Origin of the sequence: Streptomyces sp. NPDC088116, assembly GCF_044741745.1 — a bacterium.
GTDB lineage: Bacteria > Actinomycetota > Actinomycetes > Streptomycetales > Streptomycetaceae > Streptomyces.
Genome location: NZ_JBIUTF010000004.1, coordinates 223525 through 246075, shown reverse-complemented (window position 1 = coordinate 246075; position 22551 = coordinate 223525). Strand labels below are relative to the sequence as shown.

Sequence of the window (22551 nt, the reverse complement as noted above, 5' to 3'; positions counted from 1 at the left end):
GCGTACGGCGGCGGGCGCACCGGGCGGGCGAATGCGCCCGGCCGCGCGCTGTTGTCCGCCCTGTACGCGCCTGCCTCGCGCGGGTGTGTGCCCAGTAGGGTGCCCGGACGAGGGCGGGCGTCGGGGGACGAGCGGGGGACGGTCATGGGTGAGGTACGAGTGGCTGCGATCACCAGCCTGACCCCGCTGGAGGAACTCGACAGTGAACCCTTCCTGGTGGACACCCGTGGTCAGCACGTGATGTGCGCACGCTGGGCGGAGGCCCAGGGCTATGTCGTCACCTGTCAACTGCTGCTCTACGGACTGCGCCCCGACCACAGCGGGTTATGGGTGGATGTCGAGGCGGGGCTGGTGGAGGTCTTCGCCGTCGCCAATGAACGGGTGCTCGACCGGGCGTTCACATCCGTGCCGGTGTTCTTCGCGGAGTGCGAGCGGCGCGGCGTACGCCTGGAGATCGTGGGCCAGGACGAACCGTCGTACGACGCGGCCATGAAGGCGGATGTCCACCGCCGGCTCTCGATGCCGACGGCCGGTTACAACGGCTGCTGACCTACGCAGGCCACTGATCCCGGATACCGCGAATACCGCCTGCAATCGCTGCTGAACTGCGACGACTCGTTGTCCGTGCCGGGTTGTCGGCGCGCTGTGCAAGGCTGGGGCGGAGCCCGCGCAGGCGTTCGGGCACGGACGTGAGGTGAAAGCGGAGTGCTCAAGGGGCGATGGCGGACGACGGGCAGAGCCCTGCTGAGAGTGATCATCGTATGGGTGGTGTCGTCACTGACGATGCTGCTGCTCGCCGGGATCCTGCCGGACTTCCAGCTCCGGTCCGGCAACGGGGAGAGCATCACCAGGACCGCCGTCACGGCGGCCTGGGGCGCGGGCGCCTTCGGTCTGCTCAGCGCGCTGGTCTGGCCCCTGCTCGTACGTGCCGTGCTGCTCGTCCCCGCGCTGGTGCTCGGCCTGCTGGTGTTCTTCCTCAACGGCTCGCTGCTGCTGATCGCGCTCCGGCTGATACCCGACGGCCGGGGCGTGGCCAACCCGGAGACCGCGGTGGTGGTCGCCGCCGTGATGTCCGCCGTCGCCTCCGCGACCTCCACGGCGCTCGCGGTCGGCGACGACGCCGCGTACGGGCGCAGGTTCTCGCGGCTGGCGGGCCGGCGCCGGCGCCGGAGCGGTGAGGACGCCGGTCATGGCGGACTGCCCGGTACGGTCTTCCTCCAGCTCGACGGAGTGGGGCACCAGGTACTGCTGGACGCCGTCGCCGACGGGGTGATGCCGCACGTCGCGGGCTGGCTGGGCGAGTGGCCCACGCACCGGCTGACGCCCTGGCGCACCGACTGGTCCAGCCAGACCGGCGCCAGCCAACTCGGCATCCTGCACGGCTCCAGCCATGACGTCCCCGCCTTCCGCTGGTACGAGAAGGACACCGGCCGGATCATGGTCAGCAACCGGCCCGCCAGCGCCGTCGAGCTCCAGCGCCGGGCCATCGAGCGCACCGGCGACGGCGGGCTCCTCACCCTCGACGGCGCCAGCCGGGGCAACCTCTTCAGCGGCGGCGCCGACCAGCTCGCGCTGGTGCTGTCGATGGCCGCGAGGCGAGGCAAGGCCAACCGCTCCCGCGCCGGTTACTTCGCGTACTTCTCCGATCCGGCCAACGCCGTCCGTACGGTGGTCTCCTTCGTCGCCGACGTCGGCCGCGAGATCGGCCAGTCGACACGGGCGCGCCTGCGCGGCGACCGGCCGAGGGTGAGCCGTGGCGGGCTCTACCCGTTCATCCGGGCCTTCGCCACCGTCGTGGAGCGGGACGTGGTGGTCGCCTCGGTGCTGGGGGACATGCTGGCCGGCCGGACCACCGTCTACGCGGACCTCGTCGCGTACGACGAGGTGGCCCACCACTCGGGACCGCACAGCCGGGACGCGGCGCGGGTCCTCGAACGTCTCGACCGTTCGGTCGGCCTGATCGCCAGGGTCGCCGAACTCGCGCCCCGTACCTACCGGATCGTGCTGCTCTCCGACCACGGCCAGAGCCCCGGCGAAACCTTCCGGTCCGCCTACGGCCTCACCCTCAAGGACCTGGTCAGAGCAGGCTGCGGACTTCCCGTACCGCGCCGGGCCGGACGGACGAAGAGCGGCGCCGAGGCGCGCGACGCGGCCCGGCACGCCGTCCTGGGCGCGCTCCACCGGCCGGAGCCCGACGACACCGGTGAACAGCCCGGCGGTACCGGGGAGAAGCCGGGACAGGACCGCGAACCGATCGTGCTCGCCTCCGGGAACCTCGGCCTGATCTCCTTCCCCGAGGTGCCGGGACGCATGAGCCGCGAGCAGATCGAGCGACGCCACCCCGCGCTGCTGCGGACCCTCGCCAACCACCCGGGAATCGGCTTCCTGCTGGTACGGAGCGAGGAACACGGTTCGGTGGTGCTCGGCCCGCACGGGGTGGAGGTCCCGATCGCCGAACTCGGCGACGAGGGCCCGCTGGCCGCCATGGGACCCGGCGCGGCCGACGCCGTACGGCGCACCGACTCCTTCCCGCATGTCGCCGACATCATGGTCAACTCGATGTACGACCCGGCGACGGGCCGGGTGCACGCCTTCGAGGAGCAGATCGGTTCGCACGGCGGGCTCGGCGGCGAACAGTCCCGGGCGTTCCTGCTGTCTCCGCTCGTGCTCTCCGCGCCGGTCCCCGGCGGCGGTGAACTCGTCGGCGCGGAGCGGGTGCACGGGGTGCTCCGGCGCTGGCTGCGCGAGGGCGGCGGACCACAGGTGCCGCTCGCCCGAGGCGGACGTACGACGGCGGAACAGCGGCCCACCGAAGGCGCGTACCCGGCCGGGGGTGTACGGACCGCCGATCCGATCGCCGAAGGCACGTGTTCGGTCGAAGGCACGTGTTCGGTCGAAGCCGCGCGAACCGCCGAAGGGGAGACGAACTCCGCATAGCGCGTGTCCCTCGTGCGGGCGATTTCCGGCGGTAGCAGGACGAAACACGGTCGTCCATGGGCAGAGGTCGCATGTCCAGGAGGTCGTGCCCATGCACCGTGCCCCGATCGCTGCCCCCCGCACCGCGGCGGTTCGCGCTGCCGCCGCGCGCCGGGGCCTGCTCGTGGCGCTGCTGGTGCTGGTCGCCTTCCTCGGCATGTCACTCGAAGCGGGCACGGCGTCGGCCTCCGACGCCGAACTGCCCCCGGTCTCGGCCCCCCGGGATGCCGGGAGCGAGGGACAGCACGACACGGCCGAGTCCGAACAGGCCGCCCCCGGAAGGACGGAGCGGGAGGCCAGGGCGCGCGTCCAGCCCCTGTCCCACTTCAAACCGTACGGAACGGACCAGGCGTCCTACGTCGCACGATGCGCGCCGGCCGGGCAACCCGCGCCCGCGCCGGGAGCCTCGCGCTGTGTGGTGCTGCGCTGCTGACAGGTCAGGCATGGCACGGAGCGCTTGACGCGCTCAAGTGCCCCTCGAACCTCAGCAGTTGACTCAGCCCACTCCCATGTGAGGACACAGCCATGCCTATCGACACCTTCGCCGCACTCAACGCCATGCTCCGCGCCGAGGCCGCACGCGCCGAGGTCACCGAACCCCGCCGCGCCTCCGCCGTCGTCGGCCGGGACACCGAGCCCGTCGCCGCCGCCGAGGACGGGACCACGGAAGCGGAGCGGAACGAGAGCGGCACGACCCAGTAGCAGGGCGACCCGTCGCGCCCGCCCCCACCTGGAGCGGGCGCGACGGGTCACAGAACGGACAGGCTCAGTGCGTGCGTGCTCCCGCCGTGCTCTCCCGCTCGATCAGGTGCGGGAGCGGCACCTGTACGGTGTGGGCCGCGCCGCCGTCCAGCAGTGCGACCAACTCGTGCGCGGCGCCGCGGCCGAACGCGACGGTGTCGCGGGAGAGTGCCGTCAGCCAGGGCCGCACCAGGCGGCACAGCGCCGAGTCCTCCCAGGAGACGACCGAGAGGTCGCGCGGTACGCGGAGGCCCAGTTCGGCGGCGACCGCCACGCCCGCCGCGGCCATCACGTCGTTGTCGTAGACGAGGGCGGTCGGCGCGCCGGCCCCCGCCAGCACCCGGCGGGTCGCGGCTGCGCCCTGGGTGTCGGAGTAGTCCGTGGTCAACGAGCACACCTCGGCGAGGCCGCGCCGCCCTGCCTCGGCCTTCAGGGAGCGCACGCGCCGCTCGGTGTGGGCGAGCGAGGGCAGCCCCGCGATGTGCGCGATCCGCCGGTGCCCCAGCTCGTGCAACCGGCCGACGATGACGGCCATCGCGCCCGCGTCGTCGGCCCGTACCTGCGAGAGGCCGGGATGCGGCACCGCTTCGCCGTCGTCGTTGCGCAGGAGCGGGCCGTCGTCGCCGGGCAGCGCGCCGATGACGACACCGGGAAGGCCCAGCTCTCCCAGCAGGTCGGGCCGGGGATCGTCGGTCCTGGGGTCCACCACCAGGACACCGTCCACCCGGTTCTCCGCCCACCAGCGCCGGTAGACCGCGCACTCGGCGTCCATGTCCTCCACCACCTGGAAGAGCAGGCCGAGTTGGCGTTCTGACAGGATCTCCTGGATGCCGGAGACCAGCTGGAGAAAGAATGAGTCCACGCCGAGGACCGCCGCCGGACGGGCGAGCACCAGGCCGACCGTGGCCGCACCCTCACCCGACAGGGCGCGGGCGGCGGTGCTGGGACGCCAGCCCAGCTGTTCGGCGACCCGGCGGATCCGGTCGCGGGTCACCTCGGAGACGCCGGGGCGGCCGTTGAGCGCGAACGACACGGCACTCTCCGACACTCCGGCGCGCTGGGCGATGTCCTTCATGGTCGGGCGGCGCGCGGGGGTGCGCCGGGCCACCGCGGTGTCCCTGGCCGACGGCCGGTTCGCTGCCACCCGCGAGCCCCTTCTCTCGTGTTCCTTCTGTTTCCCGTGCGTGTCCCACACGTTCCCGATGTACTCGATAAGGGCATCGTAGGGTCTTTTCGACCGTACCGGGCGAGCCAGGTGCAGCCCGGACCAATGCGCTTGAGCCGCGTCATTCTAAAGCGCATTAGTCCTGCACACCAAGGAAAGCAAAGAGCACACTCCGACCTGCTCGAATATCAGACAGAATCACGTGTGTGTGGGGAATGTGTTGACTTTCACCCAGGCGCATTGCATTGTCTGCTGGGCATAAGCAGTCGCCGGTTGCCCGCAACTCCGGCCTGCCGTCCGACGCCTGGTCCGAGCAAAGGAGCCGTTCCCCGTGCGCATCCCCCGAAGAGCAGTAGCCCTCGCCGCTGTTCTCGCCACCGTCCTGCCGCTCAGCGCATGTAGTGGAGGAGCCGACGAGGGCTCCTCCGACGCCTCCGGAGCCATCAAAGGCAAGATCACCTTCCAGACCTGGAATCTCCAGGCCAACTTCAAGGACTACTTCAACGGAGTCATCAAGGACTTCGAGAAGAAGTACCCGGACGCGAAGGTGCAGTGGATCGACCGGCCGGCCGAGGGCTACGCCGACAAGCTCAGCGCGGACGCCGCCGGCGACACGCTGCCCGATGTCGTCAATGTCTCGCCGGACCTGGTGACCCCGCTGGCGAAGGCCGGGCTCGCACTGGACCTCGACAAGGACAAGACGGCGGCCGCCTTCCGCGAGGAGTATCTGCCGGGCGCCTGGCAGAGCCACCAGATACCGGGCATGGACGGGACGTACGGCTTCCCCTGGTACCTGAACACCGGCCCGATGTTCTACAACAAGCGGCTCTTCGAGAACGCCGGACTCGACCCCGAGAAGCCGCCGACGACATACGACCAGGTCTTCGACGACGGCCTGAAGCTGGCCGAGCAGAGCGACGGCAAGATCGCCACCCTCGCCCAGGTGCCCACCATCGAGGACTTCGGCCGCTACGGCGTCGAGTTGATGAACGGCGACGGCACTGGCTTCGCCTTCAACGACGCCAAGGGGGTGGAGATGCTCACCCGCTACAAGGAACTGTTCGACAAGAAGGCGCTCGACCCGCAGGCGCTGACCGCGACCCCCGAGTCCTCCGGGACCAAGTTCCTCACCGAGTCCGTGGCGATGAACCCGGGCAGCGCGCTGGACCTGGAGAACTTCAAGAAGAAGGCCCCGACTCTTTACAAGAACATCGGGATCACCGACCAGGTCACCAGCACCGGCAAGGCCAACATGTACGTCATGGGCGTGATGGTGAACGCCAAGACGAAGCAGAAGCCCGCCGCCGTGGCGTTCGCGCACTTCGTGACCGACGCGACCCGCCAGATGTCGTTCGCCAAACAGGTCGCCATCTTCCCGAGCACCAAGGGCTCCCTGGACGACCCGTACTTCACCGAGGAAGACGGCAGCGACGAGACGCGGGTACGGGTCGCCGCCGCCAAGTCCCTGAAGACAGCGGTCAATTACACGCCCGTCGTGTTCAGCGAGCAGATGAAGACCGAGCTGCGCAACCAGGTCGCCAAGGCACTCCAGGGCAAGGTGAGCCCCCAGGAGGCGCTCGACCGTGCCGTCGAGGCCTGCGACAGGCTGCTCAAGCAGAGCTGATGCTCCGGCCGGCTGCGGTGCTCCGGCTCTCGCTCCGGCGGAGCCTGAGCCCGAGCCGGAGCGAGAGCCGGAGCACCGCAGCCGGCGCCAAGCCAAAGCCAGAGCCCAAAGCCAGAGCCCAAAGCCAGAGCCAGAGCTGAGCGAAAGCCACCATGAAAAGCACCACCGCCCCCGGGGCGCCCCTTTCGGACCCGGCTGCGGCGGGGCTCGCGCCCCGGGGCCCCGGCTCCGGCGGCCGTGAGCCCCGCCGCGGGCCCGCAGGCCGCACGGCCCGCGGAATCAGACGCCAACTCCCTTCCAGCCCCTGGCTGTTCGCCGCGCCGGGACTGCTGATCGTCGGCACCTTCAGCCTCTATCCGTTCTTCAGCACCCTGGTCAACTCCTTCACCGACCGGCGGACCCTTCTCCCCGGCAGCTATGTGGGACTCGCCAACTTCCGGGAGCTGCTCGACGACGAGATGTTCTGGATCGGGCTGCGCAACAGCACGCTCTACGTGGTCTGCGTCGTCCCGGCCCTGATCATCCTGCCCCTGCTGCTGGCCCTGCTCGTGCAGCGGAACATCCCCGGCATCAGCTTCTTCCGCTCCGCCTTCTACACCCCGGTCGTCGCCTCGGTCGTCGTGGTCGGTCTGATCTGGGTCTGGATGCTGGACGACCGGGGGCTGATCAACTCGGTGCTGGAGGCCGTGGGAGTGGGCAAGGTCGGCTTCCTCAGCGATCAATGGCTGCTGCTCTTCAGCGCGATGGCCGTCACGGTCTGGAAGGGCCTCGGCTACTACATGATCATTTACTTGGCCGCACTGGCCAACGTACCGCGCGAACTGCACGAAGCCGCCGCCGTGGACGGGGCGGGGGCCGTCCGCCGCTTCGTCACCGTCACCGTGCCGGCGGTCCGCTCCACCATGGTTCTCGTCGGCGCGCTGTCCTCGGTCGCCGCGTTCAAGGTGTTCTCCGAGGTCTATCTGATGGCGGGCCCCAGCGGCGGCCCCGCAGGCGAGGACACCACCCTGGTGATGCTCGTCCAGCGCGTCGGTACGGGACTGAGCGGCCGGGTCGGCTATGCCTCCGCCATCTCCGTCGTGGTCTTCGTCGTCACCGTCGTCCTGATGCTGCTCGTACTGCGCGCCGACCGTAAGGAGGACGCGTGAGTTCCCCGAAGACCACCGGTACCGTCCCGAAGGCCACCGGCACGGTCCCGGACTCCACCGGCCGCCGCGCCGCCGCCACCGCCGTCACCGGAAACCGCCCCAGGATCCCGGGCGGTCTCCGGAAGCCGTTCACCGACGCCGAGGGCAGGCGCATCGCGCCGTGGCAACTCGCCTTGCGGTACGTCCTGCTGCTGGCCGTACTGGCCCTGACGGTCGGGCCGTTCCTGTGGCAGCTGTCCACCTCGCTCAAGGCGATGACCGAGGACATCTACACCTCCCCGCCGACGTTCCTCCCGAGCGATCCGACGCTGGACAACTACAGCCGGGTCGCCAAGACCATCCCGGTCTGGGAGTACGCGTACAACTCCCTCAAGGTCGCCTCCGCCAGTGTGGTCACCAACTGCGTCGGTGCCACCCTGGCCGGCTACGCGCTGGCCCGGCTGCGCTACCGGGGGCGCAGGGCCGCCACCCTGGTGTTCATCCTCGCCATGCTCGTGCCGGTCGAGGGCATCATCATCGCCCAGTTCACCACCATGCGTGACCTCGGCCTGAACGACACCCTGATCGGGGTGCTGCTGCCCGCGTCCATCGGCGCGATGAACGTCCTGCTGATGCGCAACGCCTTCCTCAACCTCCCGCAAGAGCTGGAGGAAGCGGCCTATGTCGACGGCGCCAACGTCTGGCAACGGTTTCTCCGTATCGCGCTGCCCGCCGTCAAGGGCACCCTCGCCGTGGTCGCGATCTTCTCGTTCATGGGCGCCTGGGACGACTTCCTCTGGCCGCTGATCGTCCTCAGCGACCCGGAGAACTACACGCTGACCATCGGACTGAACTACCTGCACGGCACCTTCGCGCAGGACCCGCGACTGGTCGCCGCCGGCACGGTCATCGCCGTACTCCCGCTGATCGTGCTCTTCGCCTGTCTCCAGCGTTACTTCTTCCGGGGCGTGGGCGAGGGCGCAGTCAAGGGCTGAGCCGCACCGACGCCCAAGAGAACGCCGCATCACAGAACGCCGCATCACAGAACCAGGACAACGATGCCCGTATGAGCTCTCCCGCACCGCGCTTCGGCGTCAACTACACGCCCAGCCAGGGCTGGTTCCACCACTGGCTGGACTTCGACCTCGACGCCGTACGCGCCGACCTGGACTCCATCGCGGCACTCGGCCTCGACCACATCCGGGTCTTCCCGCTGTGGCCGCTCTTCCAGCCCAACCGCACCCTGATCAGGCCCCGCGCCGTCGAACAGCTCGTCCAACTCGCCGACGCCGCAGCCGAACGCGCTCTGGACGTCAATGTCGACGGACTCCAGGGCCATCTGTCGAGCTTCGACTTCCTGCCCGCCTGGACGCGAACCTGGCACCGGCGGAACCTGTTCACCGACAACGATGTCGTCACCGGGCAGGCCGCGTACCTCCGTACGCTCGCCGCCGCCCTCGCCGACCGGCCGAACTTCATCGGCATGACCATCGGCAACGAGATCAACCAGTTCTCCGGGCCCCCGCACCCCGATCCCGACCCCATCACCCCGGAACAGGCGGGCAGTTGGCTCCGGCGGCTGCTGGACGCCTGCGAGGAGGGAGCGCCCGGCAAGCTCCATCTGCACGCCGAGTACGACGCCGCCTGGTACCAGGACGAACACGCCTTCACCCCCGCGCACGCGGCCCGGATCGGAGCCGTCACCGCCGTGCACTCCTGGGTGTTCAACGGCACCGCCCAGCGGCACGGCCGCAGCGGCACCGCCACCGAGCACCACGCCGCGTACCTGATCGAACTGTCCAAGGCCTGGGCGCTCGAACCGCACCGTCCGGTCTGGCTCCAGGAGGTCGGCGCCCCGGCGCCGCTGATCCCGGCCCAACACGCGGCCGAGTTCACCGAGGCGACCGTGGCGGCCGCGCTGGACTGCCAGGATGTCTGGGGCATCACCTGGTGGTGCTCCCACGACGTGTCGCGTTCGCTCGCCGATTTCCCCGAACTGGAATACGGGCTCGGCCTGTTGACAAACGAGCGGCAGGTCAAGCCGGCCGGCGAGTCCCTCGCCCGGATCGTCGCGGAGCGGCGGGGCACGGCCTACGCCCCGGCGCCCCGGACCACGGCCGTCGTGATCGACGCGGGGGACGACGAGATCGCGCCCGCCCGCTCGGTCTGCGCTCCGGGCGGGGCGGTGTTCGAAGCGTTCGCCCGGCTCACCGAGGAGGGCGTACGTCCCACCGCCGTCCTCGCGAGCCGCGCCGAGGACGAGGAACACCTGGCCGCGCGCGGGATCACCGAGGTGGTCCGCCCGGACCAGGTCGTCCCATCGGCCCCGGCCGCCCCGGGTGCCGCCCAGGACCCGGTCGAATGATCCCGGGCGCCGCCCGTTTCGCGGTGCGGAGCGCCGGAGAGGTCTATACCGTCTCCGTCCCGGCCGGGGTCCCGGCCGCGGTCCGTACGCGCACCGCCCGTCCCTGAGAACCCGTGACCCGCACTCGCACCCTTACGCAGTTCAGGAGCAGCCCCTCATGCACGACGACCGCAGCCTGATCGAAGGCCGCCTCAAGCGGGTCCTCGACGAGCGCATCCGGCCCGCCGTACACCCCGAATCGATACCGCTGGACATCGCCGTCTGGGAGGCGCCCGGCGAACCCGTCCCCGTGGCGGAGGGCCTCGCCGGTCCGACGCGGCCGGTCAAGGCCGGTGACCGGTGGGGCGCGCCCTGGGGCACCAGTTGGTTCCGGGTCTCCGGGACCGTCCCCGAGAAGTGGGCGGGCCGTACGGTCGAGGCGATCCTCGATCTCGGCTTCGACGAGAACATGCCGGGGTTCCAGTGCGAGGGCCTCGTCTACCGGCCCGACGGCTCCCCGGTGAAGGGCCTCAACCCCCGTAACCAGTGGGTACGGATCGGAGCCCCCGTCGCGGGTGGCGAAGAGGTGCTGCTGCATGTCGAGGCCGCGTCGAACCCGGTGATCCTCGACTACCACCCCTTCCTGCCGACGAAGTTGGGCGACAAGGAGACCGCGGGCAGCGAACCGCAGTACACCCTGGCCCGGATGGATCTCGCGGTCTTCGACGAGACCGTGTGGCAGCTCGTCCAGGACCTGGAGGTGCTCGGGGAGCTGATGGCGCAGCTGCCCGTCGACGGCGCCCGGCGCTGGGAGATTCTGCGCGCGATCAGCCGTGCCCTCGACGTGGTCGACCTCCAGGACGTGAACGGCACGGCCGCCGCCGCCCGGGAGCAGCTCGCCGGCATGCTGGCGACCCCCGCGCCCTCGACGGCGCACCGCATCAGCGCGATCGGGCACGCCCACATCGACTCGGCGTGGCTGTGGCCACTGCGTGAGACGGTCCGCAAGGTCGCCCGTACGACGGCCAACATGACGGCGCTGCTGGAGGACGAGCCGGAGTTCGTCTTCGCGATGTCGCAGGCGCAGCAGTTCGCCTGGATCAAGGAACACCGGCCCGAGGTCTACGCCAAGGTCAAGAAGGCCGTGGCGGACGGCCGGTTCGTGCCCGCCGGGGGGATGTGGGTCGAGTCCGACACCAATATGCCGGGCTCCGAGGCGATGGCCCGTCAGTTCGTGCACGGCAAGCGCTTCTTCCTCGACGAGTTCGGCATCGAGAACGACGAGGCGTGGCTGCCCGACACGTTCGGCTTCGCGGCCGGGCTGCCGCAGATCATCAAGGCTGCCGGGTCCAAGTGGCTGCTCACACAGAAGATCTCGTGGAGCGCCGTCAACAAGTTCCCGCACCACACGTTCCGTTGGGAAGGCATCGACGGCACCCGCATCTTCACCCACTTCCCGCCCGTCGACACGTACAACTGCTCCATGACGGGCGAGCAGATCGCGCACGCCGCACGGAACTTCAAGGAGAAGGGCGTCGCCAGGCACTCCCTCGCGCCGACCGGCTGGGGCGACGGGGGCGGTGGCACCACGCGCGAGATGATCGCCAAGGCGGCACGCCTGCGCAGCCTGGAGGGCTCGGCCACGGTCGAGTGGGAGTCCCCCGGCGCGTTCTTCGCCAAGGCCGAGGCGGAGTACCCGAACGCGCCGGTCTGGGTCGGTGAGCTGTATCTGGAGCTGCACCGCGCCGCGCTCACCAGCCAGGCCAGGACCAAGCAGGGCAACCGGCGCAGCGAACACCTGCTGCGGGAGGCCGAGTTGTGGGCCGCCACGGCCGCCGTACGGACCGGCTCCCCGTATCCGTACGAGCAGCTGGACCGGATCTGGAAGACGGTGCTGCTGCACCAGTTCCACGACATCCTGCCCGGCTCGTCGATCGCCTGGGTGCACCGCGAGGCCGCGAAGACCTACGCCGGCGTCGCCGCCGAGCTGAACGGGATCATCGACACGGCGCAGCGCGCCCTCGCCGGGGACGCCGACGGCGCCACGACCCTGCTCTTCAACTCCGCCCCGCACGCCCGCGCCGGAGTGCCCGCGGGCGCGGCGGGGCCGGTCACCGGAGCCGGCGACGCCCAGTTGCTGCCGCGTGAGGACGGCGGCCATGTGCTCAGCAACGGTCTGCTGGAGGTCGAGATCGACGGCCGGGGACTGGTGGTGTCGGTGTACGACATCAGCGCGGAGCGGGAGAGCATCGCCCCGGGCGAGGCGGCCAACCTGCTCCAGATCCACCCCGACTTCCCGAACCAGTGGGACGCCTGGGACGTGGACGAGTTCTACCGCAACACCGTCACGGACCTGACGGACCTCGACGAACTCACCCCGGTCGAGGGCGCGGCCGAGAGCGCCGGGGGAGAAGCGGGCGGGGCCCCGGGCCGGGTCACGGGCGGCGGCGTCGCGGGTGTCCGCGTGGTCCGCTCCTTCGGCGCCTCGAAGGTCACCCAGCTGCTGACCCTGGCGCCGGGCGCCAAGCGGCTCGACATCGACACCGAGGTCGACTGGCACGAGACCGAGAAGTTCCTCAAGGCGGCCTTCCCGCTGGACATCCACGCGGAGCGGTACGCCTCCGAGACGCAGTTCGGCCATGTCTACCGGGCCACCCACACCAACACCAGCTGGGAAGCTGCCAAATTCGAGGCCTGCAACCACCGATTCGTGCACCTGGAGGAGCCCGGCTGGGGCGTCGCCCTGGTCAACGACTCGACGTACGGCCACGACGTGACCCGTACCGTCCGTGACGCGGACGCCGGTACGACCACCACGGTCCGGGTCTCCCTGCTGCGCGCCCCCCGTTTCCCCGACCCGGAGACCGATCAGGGTGTGCACCGCTTCCGGCACGCGCTCGCGCCCGGCGCCGCGATCGGCGACGCGGTCAGGGAGGGCTACCGCATCAACCTGCCGGAGCGCAGGGTCCCCGGAGACGCCGAGGTGGCGCCGCTGGTGAGCGTCGACAACGACGCCGTCGTCGTCAGCGCGGTGAAGCTGGCCGACGACGGGAGCGGCGATGTCGTCGTCCGCCTCTACGAGTCGACCGGTGGCCGCGCCAAGGCACACGTGGCTCTGGGCTTCGAGGCGGAGAGCGTCGCCGTGACCGATCTGCTGGAGCGCCCGTCGGCCGATGAGCAGGGGCCGGAACTGGCGCAGGGAGCGGTACGGCTCTCGCTGAGGCCGTTCGAACTGGTCACTCTCCGCGTCACCCGCGGTTGATGTAGAGGCAGGAGCTGGAACACGCGGGTCGGGCACCCCCACCGGAGGCGCCCGACCCGCGACCGCGACAACGTAGCCCGACCGGAGACTGCCCCGGGCGAGCTACCGTTTGGGTACCGCGAAGGCGTACGCCGCGGTGCCGGTGACCGCGAGGAGCAGGGCTGTCCAGGTGCCCGCCGCCGCCCGAGGACCCAGCCCACCGCGACGATCCGCGCGATGTCCTCTCCTCCGAGCTGCTCCAGCCGACGGGGGAGCACCCCGGCACCAGCCCTTGGCGATCAGGGCCCGGGTCAGCTCATCGCCCCTCGCGGCGGCGATGACGTCGTCGCGAGGGGCGATGAGCATGATCTCGCGGGGCCACCGCGGCATCGTCCCGTCCGGCAGTGGCATCGTCCCGTCCGGCAGTACGGCGGTGCGCCGTATCCGCTCTCACTCCTCGACGAGCATCCCCTCGCGCAACTGCGTGAGGATACGGGTCAGCAGCCGGGACACATGCATCTGCGAGACGCCCAGTTCCGCGCCGATCTGGGACTGCGTCATCTCCCGGCCGAAGCGCATCTCCACGATGCCACGCTCACGCTCGTCCAGCTCCTCCAGCAGCGGAGCCAGGGCGTGCAGGTTCTCGACCTTCTCCATGGCCGGGTCGGCCTCGCCCAGCACATCGGCGAAGGTGCGTCCGGCGCCATTGGTCTCGTCGTCGCCCGTGGGCATGTCCAGGGAGCCGGCCGTATAGCCGTTGGTGGCGACCAGGCCCTCGATGACCTCTTCCTCGCTGATCCCGAGCAGCTCGGAGAGTTCCTTGACGGTCGGGTCCCGGTCCAGGCTCGTGGCCAGGAGCTCCTTGGCCTTGGCCAGCTCGACGCGCAGCTCCTGAAGGCGCCGCGGGACATGGACGGCCCAGGTGGTGTCACGGAAGAAGCGCTTGATCTCCCCGACGATGTAGGGGACCGCGAAGGAGGTGAACTCGACCTCGCGGGACAGGTCGAACCGGTCGATCGCCTTGATCAGGCCGATCGTGCCGACCTGGAGGATGTCCTCCATGTCGCCGGCGCCCCGGTTGCGGAACCGGCCCGCGGCGAAGCGGACCAGCGACTGGTTCATCTCGATCAGCGTGTTGCGCGCGTACTGGTACTCGTGGGTGCCCTCTTCCAGGACCTGGAGCTGGTCGAAGAACAACTTCGAGAGCGCCCGCGCGTCCTTCGGCGCGATCTTGCTCGGATCCTCGATGCGCGGCAGCTCATCAGCCGTCGTTCCCGCCTTCACTCCCACCATGGACGTCATGATGGCCTCCGCCTGCTCCATGTCGGCAGCACGCACAGTCTTGGTCGTCATGACATCACCCTCCCGTGTGGCGGAATTCTCAGAGGCGCTCCTGCCCCGTCCGAGCCGACTCATGTCCCCCCAGTACGAGAGATTTCAGGACGCGACGGCGGACACGGCCGGAGGCGGGGCGCACGGCACGGCCGGTTTCCCTCAAGAAGCGTGTGTGGTCAGGTACTTGACGGTCGCCGGGTCCGCGGGAAGGAGGGTCTCGATGGCCAGTTCCGCGACGGTCACATCCATCGGGGTGTTGAAAGTGGCGATGGACGACAGGAAGGAGAGCACCTGCCCGTCGTGCTCGATCCGCATCGGCAGCGCGAAGACCGGCGCCGGCAGGCCCGCCGGGTCCATGCCGGGGTCCTCGCCGTCCTCCGAGCCGGGCTCCGGCAGCGGATAGCCGGCGACCTCGTCGTACAGCGCGCGCAGTGCCGGGGAACGGTTCAGCGCGAACTGGCGCTCCATCTGCTCCAGCAGATGCCCACGCCACTCCCGCAGATTGCGGATACGCGGAGCGAGCCCCTCCGGATGAAGGGTGATCCGCATGGCGTTCAGGGGCGGAGCGAGCAGCGTCTCGGGCAGTCCGTCCATCAGCATGGCCATGCCCCGGTTGGCGGCCACCACGGTATAAGTCCCGTCGACGATCAACGCCGGATACGGTTCGTACCCCTGTAAGAGCTGGCTCAGGCCCCCGCGAAGGGCGTCCATCGCCGGATCGTCCAGCGCGGTCTCGGTGAACCGGGGCGCGTACCCCGCCGCCAGCAGCAGGGTGTTGCGCTCGCGCATCGGAACGTCCAGATGCTCCGCGAGCCGCAGCACCATGTCCTCGCTCGGGCGTGCCCTGCCCGTCTCGACGAAGCTGATGTGCCGGGCGGACGAATCCGCCCGGCTGGCCAGTTCCAACTGGCTGACCCGGCGCTGCCGGCGCCAGTCGCGCAACAGGGGACCGATGGCCGGGTCCGGGGCGGTTGCTGTCATACGAGGACCGTAATACAGAGGGCGGTGACACCGTCCGCCGCCGACATCGGGGCCGCGTGCTCAGAGCCTGCTCAGGACCCCCGGGGCCGCAGCCGGACACGGCGGTGCCGTCGGCCGAGGGGCACCTCGGCCGACGGCACCGTGGGGCCCGCTCAGCCGTTGAACTCCGCCGGGTGCGGGCCGATGCGCCTGCCCTCGTCGAGCGCAGCGAGCGCCGCCAGGTCGTCCGCGTCCAGCTCGAAGCCGAAGACGTCGATGTTCTCCTGGATCCGGGACGGGGTCACGGACTTGGGGATCACCACGTTCCCCAGCTGGACGTGCCAGCGCAGCACCACCTGGGCGGGAGTCCGGTCGTGCTTGCGGGCGATCGCCACGACCGTGGGGACCTCCAGCAGTCCCTTGCCCTGGCCGAGCGGCGACCAGGCTTCGGTGAGGATGCCGTGCTCCGCGTGGAAGGCGCGCGACTCGGCCTGCTGGAGCTGCGGGTGCAGCTCGATCTGGTTGATCGCGGGGACCACGGAGGTCTCCTCGATCAGCCGCTCCAGATGCGCCGGAAGGAAGTTGGAGACACCGATGGCCCTCGTACGGCCGTCCGCGAGGATCTTCTCGAACGCCTTGTACGTGTCTACATAGGTGTCGACTTCCGGCATCGGCCAGTGAATGAGGTACAGGTCGACATAGTCGACGCCGAGCTTCTCCAGCGAGGTGTCGAAGGCTCGCAGGGTCGAGGCGTAACCCTGCTCGGCGTTCCACAGCTTGGTGGTGACGAAGAGATCCTCACGGGCTATCCCGGAGGTGGCGAGCGCCTTGCCCGTGCCCTCTTCGTTGCCGTAGATCGCCGCGGTGTCGATGCTGCGGTAGCCGGCCTCCAGCGCGGTGGAGACGGCCTGCGTCGCCTCGTCGTCCGCCACCTGCCAGACGCCGAAACCGAGCTGGGGCATCTCGATGCCGTTGTTGAGAGTGAGGTTGGGGACCTTGCTCACGAGCGATCGATCCTAACGTCGTCGGTTGCTTCTCCGTTGTACAACGGTCACGGAGACGGACGGATTCCCGCCACCGTGCTCCGTCACACGTCCGGTGCGTTCTGTGTTCCGCGTGTTCCGCATGTTCTGCGAGTTCCGCGTATTCCGTATGTGTCCTGACGGGAGTGCCGGGACATGTGCGGCCTTCAACGGTAGAGCGCGTCGACCTCCGCCGCATAGGCGGCCTCGATCGCCTTGCGCTTGAGCTTCAGCGACGGCGTGAGCAACCCGTGCTCCTCACTGAACGGATGGGCCAGTATCCGGAAGGTACGGATCGACTCGGCCTGCGACACCGCGGTGTTCGCGGCCACCACCGCACGCCGGATCTCCGTCTCCAGTTCCGGATCGCGCACCAGGGCGGCGGGTGCGAGCGGCTGCTTTCCCTGGATGGAGAGCCAGTGCTCGACGGCCTCGTGGTCCACCGTGACCAGCGCCGCGATGTACGGCCGGTCGTTGCCGACCACGATGCACTGGGCCACCAGCGGATGCGCCCGTACCCGCTCCTCCAAGGCCGAGGGCGACACGCTCTTGCCGCCGGAGGTGACAAGGATCTCCTTCTTCCGCCCGGTGATGGTCAGATAGCCGTCCTCGTCGAGCGCGCCCAGATCGCCGGTGGCGAGCCAGCCGTCGTGCCGGGAGGCATCGGTGGCCTTCTGGTCGTTGAGGTAGTGGGCGAAGACGTGTTCCCCGCGCAGCCACACCTCGCCGTCGTCCGCGATATGCACCGAGGTGCCGGGAATGGGCTGCCCGACCGTGCCGAAGCGGGTGCGCTCCGGCGGGTTGGCCGTGGTGGCCGCGGTCGACTCCGTCAGTCCGTACCCCTCGTAGATGGTGACGCCCGCGCCCGCGAAGAACAGCCCGAGCCGCCGGTCCATCGCCGAACCGCCGGACATGGCATGCCGTACGCGCCCGCCCATCGCGGCCCGCACCTTGCCGTACACGGCCTTCTCGAAGAACTGGTGCTGTAGGCGCAGCCCGGCGGAGGGCCCGGGACCCAGTCCGAACGCCCGCTGCTCCAGGGCCTCCGCGTAGCGCACCGCCACGTCCACGGCCTTGTCGAAGGGGCCGGCCTTGCCCTCTCTCTCCGCCTTGCGGCGTGCCGCGCCGTACACCTTCTCGAAGATGTGCGGCACCGCCAGGATGAACGAAGGCTGGAACGCGGCCAGATCGGGCAGCAGCGCGCTCGCCGCGAGAACGGGCTGGTGGCCCAGCTTCACCCGGCCGCGTATCGCCGCTATCTCGATCATCCGCCCGAAGACGTGCGAGAGCGGCAGGAAGAGGAGAGTCGCCGCCTCGTCACCCTTTCTGGAGTGGAAGACGGGCTCCCAGCGTCTGAGGACCGTGTCGGCCTCGAACATGAAGTTGGCGTGGGTGATCACACAGCCCTTGGGGTTGCCGGTGGTGCCCGAGGTGTAGATCACCGTGGCCACGGACTCGGGGGTGACCGCTCTGCGGTGCCGGTGCACCATCTCGTCATCGATCCCGGCGCCCGCCTCGAACAGCTCCGCCACGGCGTCGGCGTCCAGCTGCCACAGTCGCTTGAGCTGCGGCAGCCGGTCCACCACCGAGCCGATGGTCATGGCGTGGTCCTCGTGCTCCACCACACACGCGGTGACCTCCGCGTCGTACAGCATCCAGTGGACCTGCTCGGCGGAGGACGTGGGGTAGACCGGTACGGGCTGCGCGCCGACGGTCCAGAGCGCGAAGTCGAAGAGCGTCCACTCGTAGCGCGTACGGGACATGATCGCGACGCGGTCCCCGAACCGTACGCCGTGCGCGAGGAGCCCCTTGGCCAGAGCGAGCACCTCGTCGCGGAACGCGGCGGAGGTCATGTCCCGCCACTGACCCGCCTCGTCCTTGCGGCCGAGCGCCACGCGATGCGGGTCGTCGAGCGCATGCTCGAAAACGGCATCCGCGAGCCCACCGACGTGGGGTGCGGCCGGAAGAGGTGGGACGGTGATCTCGCGCAATGACATGCTCCTCGTGGCGCTCCGCACAGCGCCGGTGACGGTACCCCACCGGGAAAACGGGGGCGGGGCGTGTACGCGACCAGCGCTTAGTCATATATCCACAGGTCAGCGGCCGAAACGGGGCCGAGGTCGCAGCGCGGGGATCGGCTTTCGGCTGTGCGGTACGTACGCCGCGCGGGAATCTCCACCGAATCCGTACGCCGTCAGCACGCACGCATGGGCATCGCATTACCACAGGGCGGATCTTGGTCTGTACCTGGGGGGTGTACGGGGAGGGGAGGGGTACGGCGGGGCCCGTGGGGCGTTCGGGGCTTTCGCGGCCTGGCCCGGGGTGTCGGCTCCGGGGTATCAGCCTGGGGTATCAGCGTGGGGGGCCGGCTCTGCGGTGACGGTCGCGGGGTGTCAGCTGCCCGCCGGTGGCCGGTGCAACCGGTCGCCGCCCGCCAGGATCGCCGATGCCAGGGCGTCCGCCGCCTCCTGCGCCGCCGCGTGCCTGCGGCCCTGCCCGTGCAGCAGGACGAAGTCCACCTCGCCCAGTTCGGGCAGCCCCGCCTTGGCCGGAACCGGGGCCAGGCCCGGCGGTATCAGCCCGCGGGTGTGGGCCATCACGCCCAGGCCCGCCCGAGCCGCCGCTATCAGCCCGCTCAGACTGCCGCTCGTGCACGTCACACGCCAGCGCCTGCCGTGCGCCTCCAGCACCTCCAGCGCGCGGGCACGGGTGATGCCGGGCGGCGGGAACACGATCAGCGGGACGGGGCGGTCCGGGTCGAGACGCAGCTGTGGCGCCCCGATCCAGGCCAGCGTCGACTGCCAGACCAGCTCGCCGTGGGTGTCGCCCGTACGGCGCTTGGCCAGTACCAGATCGAGCCGGTCGTCGGCCAGCTGCTCGTGCAGCGTGCCGGACAGCTCGACGGTCAGCTCCAGGTCGACCTCGGGATGGTCGCGCCGGAAGGACTCCAGGATCTCCGGGAGCCGGGTGAGTACGAAGTCCTCCGAGGCGCCGAAACGGAGCCGCCCGCGCAGCCGGGTGCCGGTGAAGAAGGTCGCCGCGCGATCGTGGGCCGCCAGGATCGTCCGGGCGAAGCCCAGCATGGCCTCGCCGTCCTCGGTGAGCTCCACGCTGTGGGTGTCACGAGTGAACAGCGGCCGCCCCGTCGCGTCCTCCAGACGCCGGACGTGCTGGCTCACCGTGGACTGGCGGACCCCCAGACGGCGGGCCGCCTGGGTGAAGCTCAGGGTCTGGGCCACGGCCAGAAAGGTGCGCAGCTGTCCGGGGTCGTACATACGACCAGGCTACGGCGTTATCGCGGAACGTGATGACAGTCAGAGTCGTATGCGGGATTCCCGATCAAGGAGTGGGAGTGGAGCATGGGGAGGGCACGATCGCGCGGTCTGTACGGCTGCGCGACGCGCACGACCTGCACGACCGTACTACCTGCACCGACCGCTAGTTGTGGAGCACATGAACCGCCGCCGTTCCCCGCGCATGCCGTCCTGGCTGCCCGTAGACCCGTTCATCCTCGCGCTCATCGGAACCGTGGCCCTGGCGGCGTTGCTGCCCGCGTCCGGTGCCGCGGCCGATATCGCGGGGGGAGCCTCCACCGGGGCGGTGGCGCTGCTGTTCTTCCTCTACGGGACGCGGCTCTCCACGGCCGAGGTGGTCGACGGAGTGAAGCACTGGCGGCTCCATGTCACCGTCCTCGCCTGCACGTTCGTGCTCTTCCCGCTCCTGGGACTGGCGGCGGGTGGACTCGTCCCGTACGTCCTGACGCCCCAGCTGTACAGCGGGCTGCTCTTCCTCTGCCTGGTGCCGTCGACGGTCCAGTCATCCATCGCCTTCACCTCCATGGCCCGCGGCAACGTACCCGCCGCGATCTGCGCCGGATCGTTCTCCAGCATCGTGGGCATCATGATCACTCCGCTGCTCGCGGGGCTGCTGATCAGCGGCGGGACGGCGGGCTTCTCCGCGGATTCGTTGTTCAAGATCGTGGCGCAGCTGCTGCTGCCCTTCCTCGCGGGGCAGCTGCTGCGCCGATGGATCGGCGGCTTCCTCGCCCGTCACAAGAAGCTGCTGAGCTTCGTGGACCGCGGCTCGATCCTGCTGGTCGTCTACACCGCGTTCAGCCAGGGCATGATCGCGGGCGCCTGGCACCAGGTGACACCGGGCCGTTTGGGGGCGCTGCTGGCCGTCGAGGCGGTGCTGCTCACGGTGATGCTGGCGGTGAGCTGGTACGGCGGCAAGGGGCTGGGCTTCGACCGGGCGGACCGGGTGGCGATCCAGTTCGCCGGCTCGAAGAAGAGCCTGGCGGCGGGACTGCCGATGGCGAGCGTGCTGTTCGGGGCGCATGCGAGTCTCGCGGTGCTGCCGTTGATGCTGTTCCATCAGATGCAGTTGATGGTGTGCGCGGTGATCGCGAAGAGGCGGTCGGGGGACGGGGAGTTGGAGACGGGTTCGGCGTCCGCGTCTGCGTCCGTGTCGGCGTCGGCGTCGGCTGAGGCTGAAGTGGCGGCGGTGCGGTGACGCCTGCCGGCTGGGGGCCGTGGGCGCGGGTGGTGCGGGGGCCGGGGACTCCGGAGGCGCATGTCCGGACTGCATGATGTACGGCGTGTGCGGGTTGGTTTTCCGGGTGCGGGTTGTCGTACGCCACACATCACGCTTTACATCCGGACACGTCACCTCCTGCGACCCCGGTCCCCTCCCGCCGGTCCGCTGTCTGCGGGCCGCCTTGTGCTTCTGAAGGCTGGGCCCGGCCGACGCAGGGGGCGCTCCCCGTCGGCCGGGCCCTTGTCCCGTGCAGCGGGCGACCCTTCACACCTCGGTGTGCAGGGCGATCCGTTCGTCGCCCGCGTACACGTTCATGGAGGCGCCACGGAGGAAGCCGACGAGTGTCAGCCCTGTCTCCGCGGCGAGATCGACGGCGAGCGAGGACGGCGCGGATACGGCCGCCAGTACGGGGATGCCGGCCATCACGGCCTTCTGGGCCAGTTCGAAGGAAGCGCGTCCCGAGACCAGCAGGATCGACCGGGAGAGCGGGAGTTGGTCCTGCCGTAGTGCCCGGCCGATCAGTTTGTCGACCGCGTTGTGCCGGCCGACGTCCTCGCGGATGTCCAGCATCTCGCCGGATTCCGAGAAGAGGGCCGCCGCGTGGAGGCCGCCGGTGCGGTCGAAGACCTGCTGGGCTGCCCGTAGCCGGTCGGGCAGAGCGGAGAGCAGCGCGGGTTCGATCCGGACCGGGGGAGTGTCGGCGATCGGGAAACGGGCGGTGGTCCGTACGGCGTCCAGGCTGGCCTTGCCGCACAGTCCGCACGACGAGGTGGTGTAGACGTTGCGCTCCAGCGTGATGTCCGGGACCGGTACTCCGGGCGCGAGTTGGACGTCGACCACGTTGTACGTGTTGGAGCCGTCGTCCTTCGCTCCGGCGCAGTACACGATGGACCGTACGTCCGTGCCGGACGCCAGCACGCCCTCGCTGACGAGGAAGCCCGCCGCGAGCGCGAAGTCGTCGCCGGGGGTGCGCATCGTGATGGCGAGCGGATTGCCGTTCAGCCGGATCTCCAGCGGCTCCTCGGCCACCAGGGTGTCGGGGCGGGTCGTGACGGCTCCGTCCCGGATACGGATGGTGCGGCGGCGCTCGGTGACCCGTCCCATGGTGATCAGCCCTACTCGTTCTCGTCGGTCCTGTCAGCGCTGCTGTACGTGCTGGAAGCCGAAGTGGCCCTTGATGCGAACGTTCTCGTGCGGTGAGGTCACCTTCACCGTCTCATTGTCCTGTACGGGTAGGGGCAGGTGGCAGCCGATCCGCCGTACGCGCAGCTGATGGTGAGCTTCACTCCTTTTCGTGATGTGCATACAGTATTTCGTAGACGCTCCTGTGTGGAAGTCCACGTACGGGATTCGTCACGAGCCCTTCACCGTAGGGAGTTGAGGTATCGGTGCCCTCGGGTTGGAGGTACGGTGATCGCCGCTCCTGTCCGGCCCGGCGGCTCCAGACTTCGGTGCTCAGCCGGGCTGCGACGTGTTCCCG

The 22551-nt window shown here is 69.9% G+C and carries 18 protein-coding genes and 1 pseudogene; 10 read left to right on the top strand and 9 right to left on the bottom strand.

Annotation, left to right across the window (positions count from 1 at the left end):
- Positions 1 to 144 precede the first annotated feature (144 nt).
- The 4 genes from ACIOJD_RS18035 to ACIOJD_RS18020 all read left to right on the top strand — a co-directional run bounded on the left by ACIOJD_RS18035 (position 145) and on the right by ACIOJD_RS18020 (position 3678).
- A complete protein-coding gene (locus ACIOJD_RS18035) occupies positions 145 to 549 on the top strand; it encodes a hypothetical protein (RefSeq protein ID WP_401914359.1) in 405 nt (134 codons plus the stop codon).
- 156 nt (positions 550 to 705) lie between these two features.
- Positions 706 to 2937, top strand: a complete 2232-nt coding sequence (locus ACIOJD_RS18030; protein WP_401914356.1) for a phage holin family protein — start codon at positions 706 to 708, stop codon at positions 2935 to 2937.
- A gap of 91 nt (positions 2938 to 3028) precedes the next feature.
- Entirely contained in the window at positions 3029 to 3409 is a 381-nt protein-coding gene (locus ACIOJD_RS18025; RefSeq protein WP_401914353.1) for a hypothetical protein, read from the top strand.
- Positions 3410 to 3501: 92 nt separating this feature from the next.
- Positions 3502 to 3678, top strand: coding sequence for a hypothetical protein (locus ACIOJD_RS18020; protein ID WP_401914352.1), 177 nt, complete (start codon positions 3502 to 3504; stop codon positions 3676 to 3678).
- Positions 3679 to 3742: 64 nt separating this feature from the next.
- Here ACIOJD_RS18020 and ACIOJD_RS18015 read toward each other — a convergent pair whose 3' ends face one another.
- Positions 3743 to 4792 carry a LacI family DNA-binding transcriptional regulator gene (locus ACIOJD_RS18015; RefSeq protein WP_401915506.1) on the bottom strand — a complete coding sequence of 350 codons (1050 nt, stop codon included), beginning with the start codon at positions 4790 to 4792 and terminating at the stop codon, positions 3743 to 3745.
- A gap of 421 nt (positions 4793 to 5213) precedes the next feature.
- Between ACIOJD_RS18015 and ACIOJD_RS18010 the strand changes: the two genes are divergently transcribed.
- From ACIOJD_RS18010 to ACIOJD_RS17990, 5 genes are all read left to right on the top strand, one after another.
- Positions 5214 to 6506 carry an ABC transporter substrate-binding protein gene (locus tag ACIOJD_RS18010; RefSeq protein WP_401914349.1) on the top strand — a complete coding sequence of 431 codons (1293 nt, stop codon included), beginning with the start codon at positions 5214 to 5216 and terminating at the stop codon, positions 6504 to 6506.
- 152 nt (positions 6507 to 6658) lie between these two features.
- Positions 6659 to 7654 carry a carbohydrate ABC transporter permease gene (locus ACIOJD_RS18005; protein ID WP_401914346.1) on the top strand — a complete coding sequence of 332 codons (996 nt, stop codon included), beginning with the start codon at positions 6659 to 6661 and terminating at the stop codon, positions 7652 to 7654.
- A gap of 104 nt (positions 7655 to 7758) precedes the next feature.
- Entirely contained in the window at positions 7759 to 8628 is an 870-nt protein-coding gene (locus tag ACIOJD_RS18000; protein ID WP_401915505.1) for a carbohydrate ABC transporter permease, read from the top strand.
- Positions 8629 to 8699: 71 nt separating this feature from the next.
- Positions 8700 to 9998: a glycosyl hydrolase gene (locus tag ACIOJD_RS17995; RefSeq protein ID WP_401914344.1), complete on the top strand. Its 1299-nt coding sequence runs from the start codon at positions 8700 to 8702 to the stop codon at positions 9996 to 9998.
- Positions 9999 to 10155: 157 nt separating this feature from the next.
- On the top strand, positions 10156 to 13239 hold the full coding sequence (locus tag ACIOJD_RS17990) for an alpha-mannosidase (protein WP_401914342.1): 3084 nt from the start codon (positions 10156 to 10158) through the stop codon (positions 13237 to 13239).
- Between the two features lie 102 nt (positions 13240 to 13341).
- Here ACIOJD_RS17990 and ACIOJD_RS17985 read toward each other — a convergent pair whose 3' ends face one another.
- From ACIOJD_RS17985 to ACIOJD_RS17960, 6 genes are all read right to left on the bottom strand, one after another.
- Positions 13342 to 13629 (bottom strand): hypothetical protein, encoded by a 288-nt coding sequence (locus ACIOJD_RS17985; protein ID WP_401914341.1) that lies wholly within the window; start codon positions 13627 to 13629, stop codon positions 13342 to 13344.
- Positions 13630 to 13668: 39 nt separating this feature from the next.
- Entirely contained in the window at positions 13669 to 14541 is an 873-nt protein-coding gene (locus tag ACIOJD_RS17980) for an RNA polymerase sigma factor SigF (protein WP_401915502.1), read from the bottom strand.
- Positions 14542 to 14712: 171 nt separating this feature from the next.
- On the bottom strand, positions 14713 to 15534 hold the full coding sequence (locus ACIOJD_RS17975; RefSeq protein WP_401914338.1) for a helix-turn-helix domain-containing protein: 822 nt from the start codon (positions 15532 to 15534) through the stop codon (positions 14713 to 14715).
- A 152-nt stretch (positions 15535 to 15686) separates the two neighbouring features.
- The gene (locus tag ACIOJD_RS17970) at positions 15687 to 16517 is read right to left on the bottom strand and encodes an aldo/keto reductase (protein WP_401914337.1); all 831 of its coding nucleotides are present in this window, start codon (positions 16515 to 16517) and stop codon (positions 15687 to 15689) included.
- A gap of 185 nt (positions 16518 to 16702) precedes the next feature.
- Entirely contained in the window at positions 16703 to 18532 is a 1830-nt protein-coding gene (locus tag ACIOJD_RS17965) for an AMP-dependent synthetase/ligase (RefSeq protein WP_401914334.1), read from the bottom strand.
- A gap of 396 nt (positions 18533 to 18928) precedes the next feature.
- A complete protein-coding gene (locus ACIOJD_RS17960) occupies positions 18929 to 19810 on the bottom strand; it encodes a LysR substrate-binding domain-containing protein (RefSeq protein ID WP_401914331.1) in 882 nt (293 codons plus the stop codon).
- Between the two features lie 178 nt (positions 19811 to 19988).
- Between ACIOJD_RS17960 and ACIOJD_RS17955 the strand changes: the two genes are divergently transcribed.
- Positions 19989 to 21047 (top strand): bile acid:sodium symporter family protein, encoded by a 1059-nt coding sequence (locus ACIOJD_RS17955; protein WP_401914328.1) that lies wholly within the window; start codon positions 19989 to 19991, stop codon positions 21045 to 21047.
- 288 nt (positions 21048 to 21335) lie between these two features.
- Here the strand turns inward: ACIOJD_RS17955 and fdhD are convergent, their stop codons facing one another.
- Together fdhD and ACIOJD_RS17945 are read right to left on the bottom strand one after the other, a co-directional pair.
- Entirely contained in the window at positions 21336 to 22175 is an 840-nt protein-coding gene (fdhD, locus tag ACIOJD_RS17950; protein WP_401914326.1) for a formate dehydrogenase accessory sulfurtransferase FdhD, read from the bottom strand.
- Positions 22176 to 22208: 33 nt separating this feature from the next.
- A pseudogene (locus ACIOJD_RS17945) lies at positions 22209 to 22325 on the bottom strand (Fe-S-binding domain-containing protein); the annotation flags it as partial.
- Positions 22326 to 22551 lie beyond the last annotated feature (226 nt).

Excerpts from the sequence above, each read along its gene's own strand:
- ACIOJD_RS18035 (WP_401914359.1), top strand. The coding sequence starts at position 145 with ATGGGTGAGGTACGAGTGGCTGCGATCACCAGCCTGACCCCGCTGGAG.
- ACIOJD_RS18025 (WP_401914353.1), top strand. The coding sequence starts at position 3,029 with ATGCACCGTGCCCCGATCGCTGCCCCCCGCACCGCGGCGGTTCGCGCT.
- ACIOJD_RS18020 (WP_401914352.1), top strand. The coding sequence starts at position 3,502 with ATGCCTATCGACACCTTCGCCGCACTCAACGCCATGCTCCGCGCCGAG.
- ACIOJD_RS18015 (WP_401915506.1), bottom strand. The coding sequence starts at position 4,792 with ATGAAGGACATCGCCCAGCGCGCCGGAGTGTCGGAGAGTGCCGTGTCG.
- ACIOJD_RS18005 (WP_401914346.1), top strand. The coding sequence starts at position 6,659 with ATGAAAAGCACCACCGCCCCCGGGGCGCCCCTTTCGGACCCGGCTGCG.
- ACIOJD_RS17995 (WP_401914344.1), top strand. The coding sequence starts at position 8,700 with ATGAGCTCTCCCGCACCGCGCTTCGGCGTCAACTACACGCCCAGCCAG.
- ACIOJD_RS17990 (WP_401914342.1), top strand. The coding sequence starts at position 10,156 with ATGCACGACGACCGCAGCCTGATCGAAGGCCGCCTCAAGCGGGTCCTC.
- ACIOJD_RS17985 (WP_401914341.1), bottom strand. The coding sequence starts at position 13,629 with ATGCCACTGCCGGACGGGACGATGCCGCGGTGGCCCCGCGAGATCATG.
- ACIOJD_RS17980 (WP_401915502.1), bottom strand. The coding sequence starts at position 14,541 with ATGGAGCAGGCGGAGGCCATCATGACGTCCATGGTGGGAGTGAAGGCG.
- ACIOJD_RS17975 (WP_401914338.1), bottom strand. The coding sequence starts at position 15,534 with ATGACAGCAACCGCCCCGGACCCGGCCATCGGTCCCCTGTTGCGCGAC.
- ACIOJD_RS17965 (WP_401914334.1), bottom strand. The coding sequence starts at position 18,532 with ATGTCATTGCGCGAGATCACCGTCCCACCTCTTCCGGCCGCACCCCAC.
- ACIOJD_RS17960 (WP_401914331.1), bottom strand. The coding sequence starts at position 19,810 with ATGTACGACCCCGGACAGCTGCGCACCTTTCTGGCCGTGGCCCAGACC.
- ACIOJD_RS17955 (WP_401914328.1), top strand. The coding sequence starts at position 19,989 with ATGAACCGCCGCCGTTCCCCGCGCATGCCGTCCTGGCTGCCCGTAGAC.
- fdhD (WP_401914326.1), bottom strand. The coding sequence starts at position 22,175 with ATGGGACGGGTCACCGAGCGCCGCCGCACCATCCGTATCCGGGACGGA.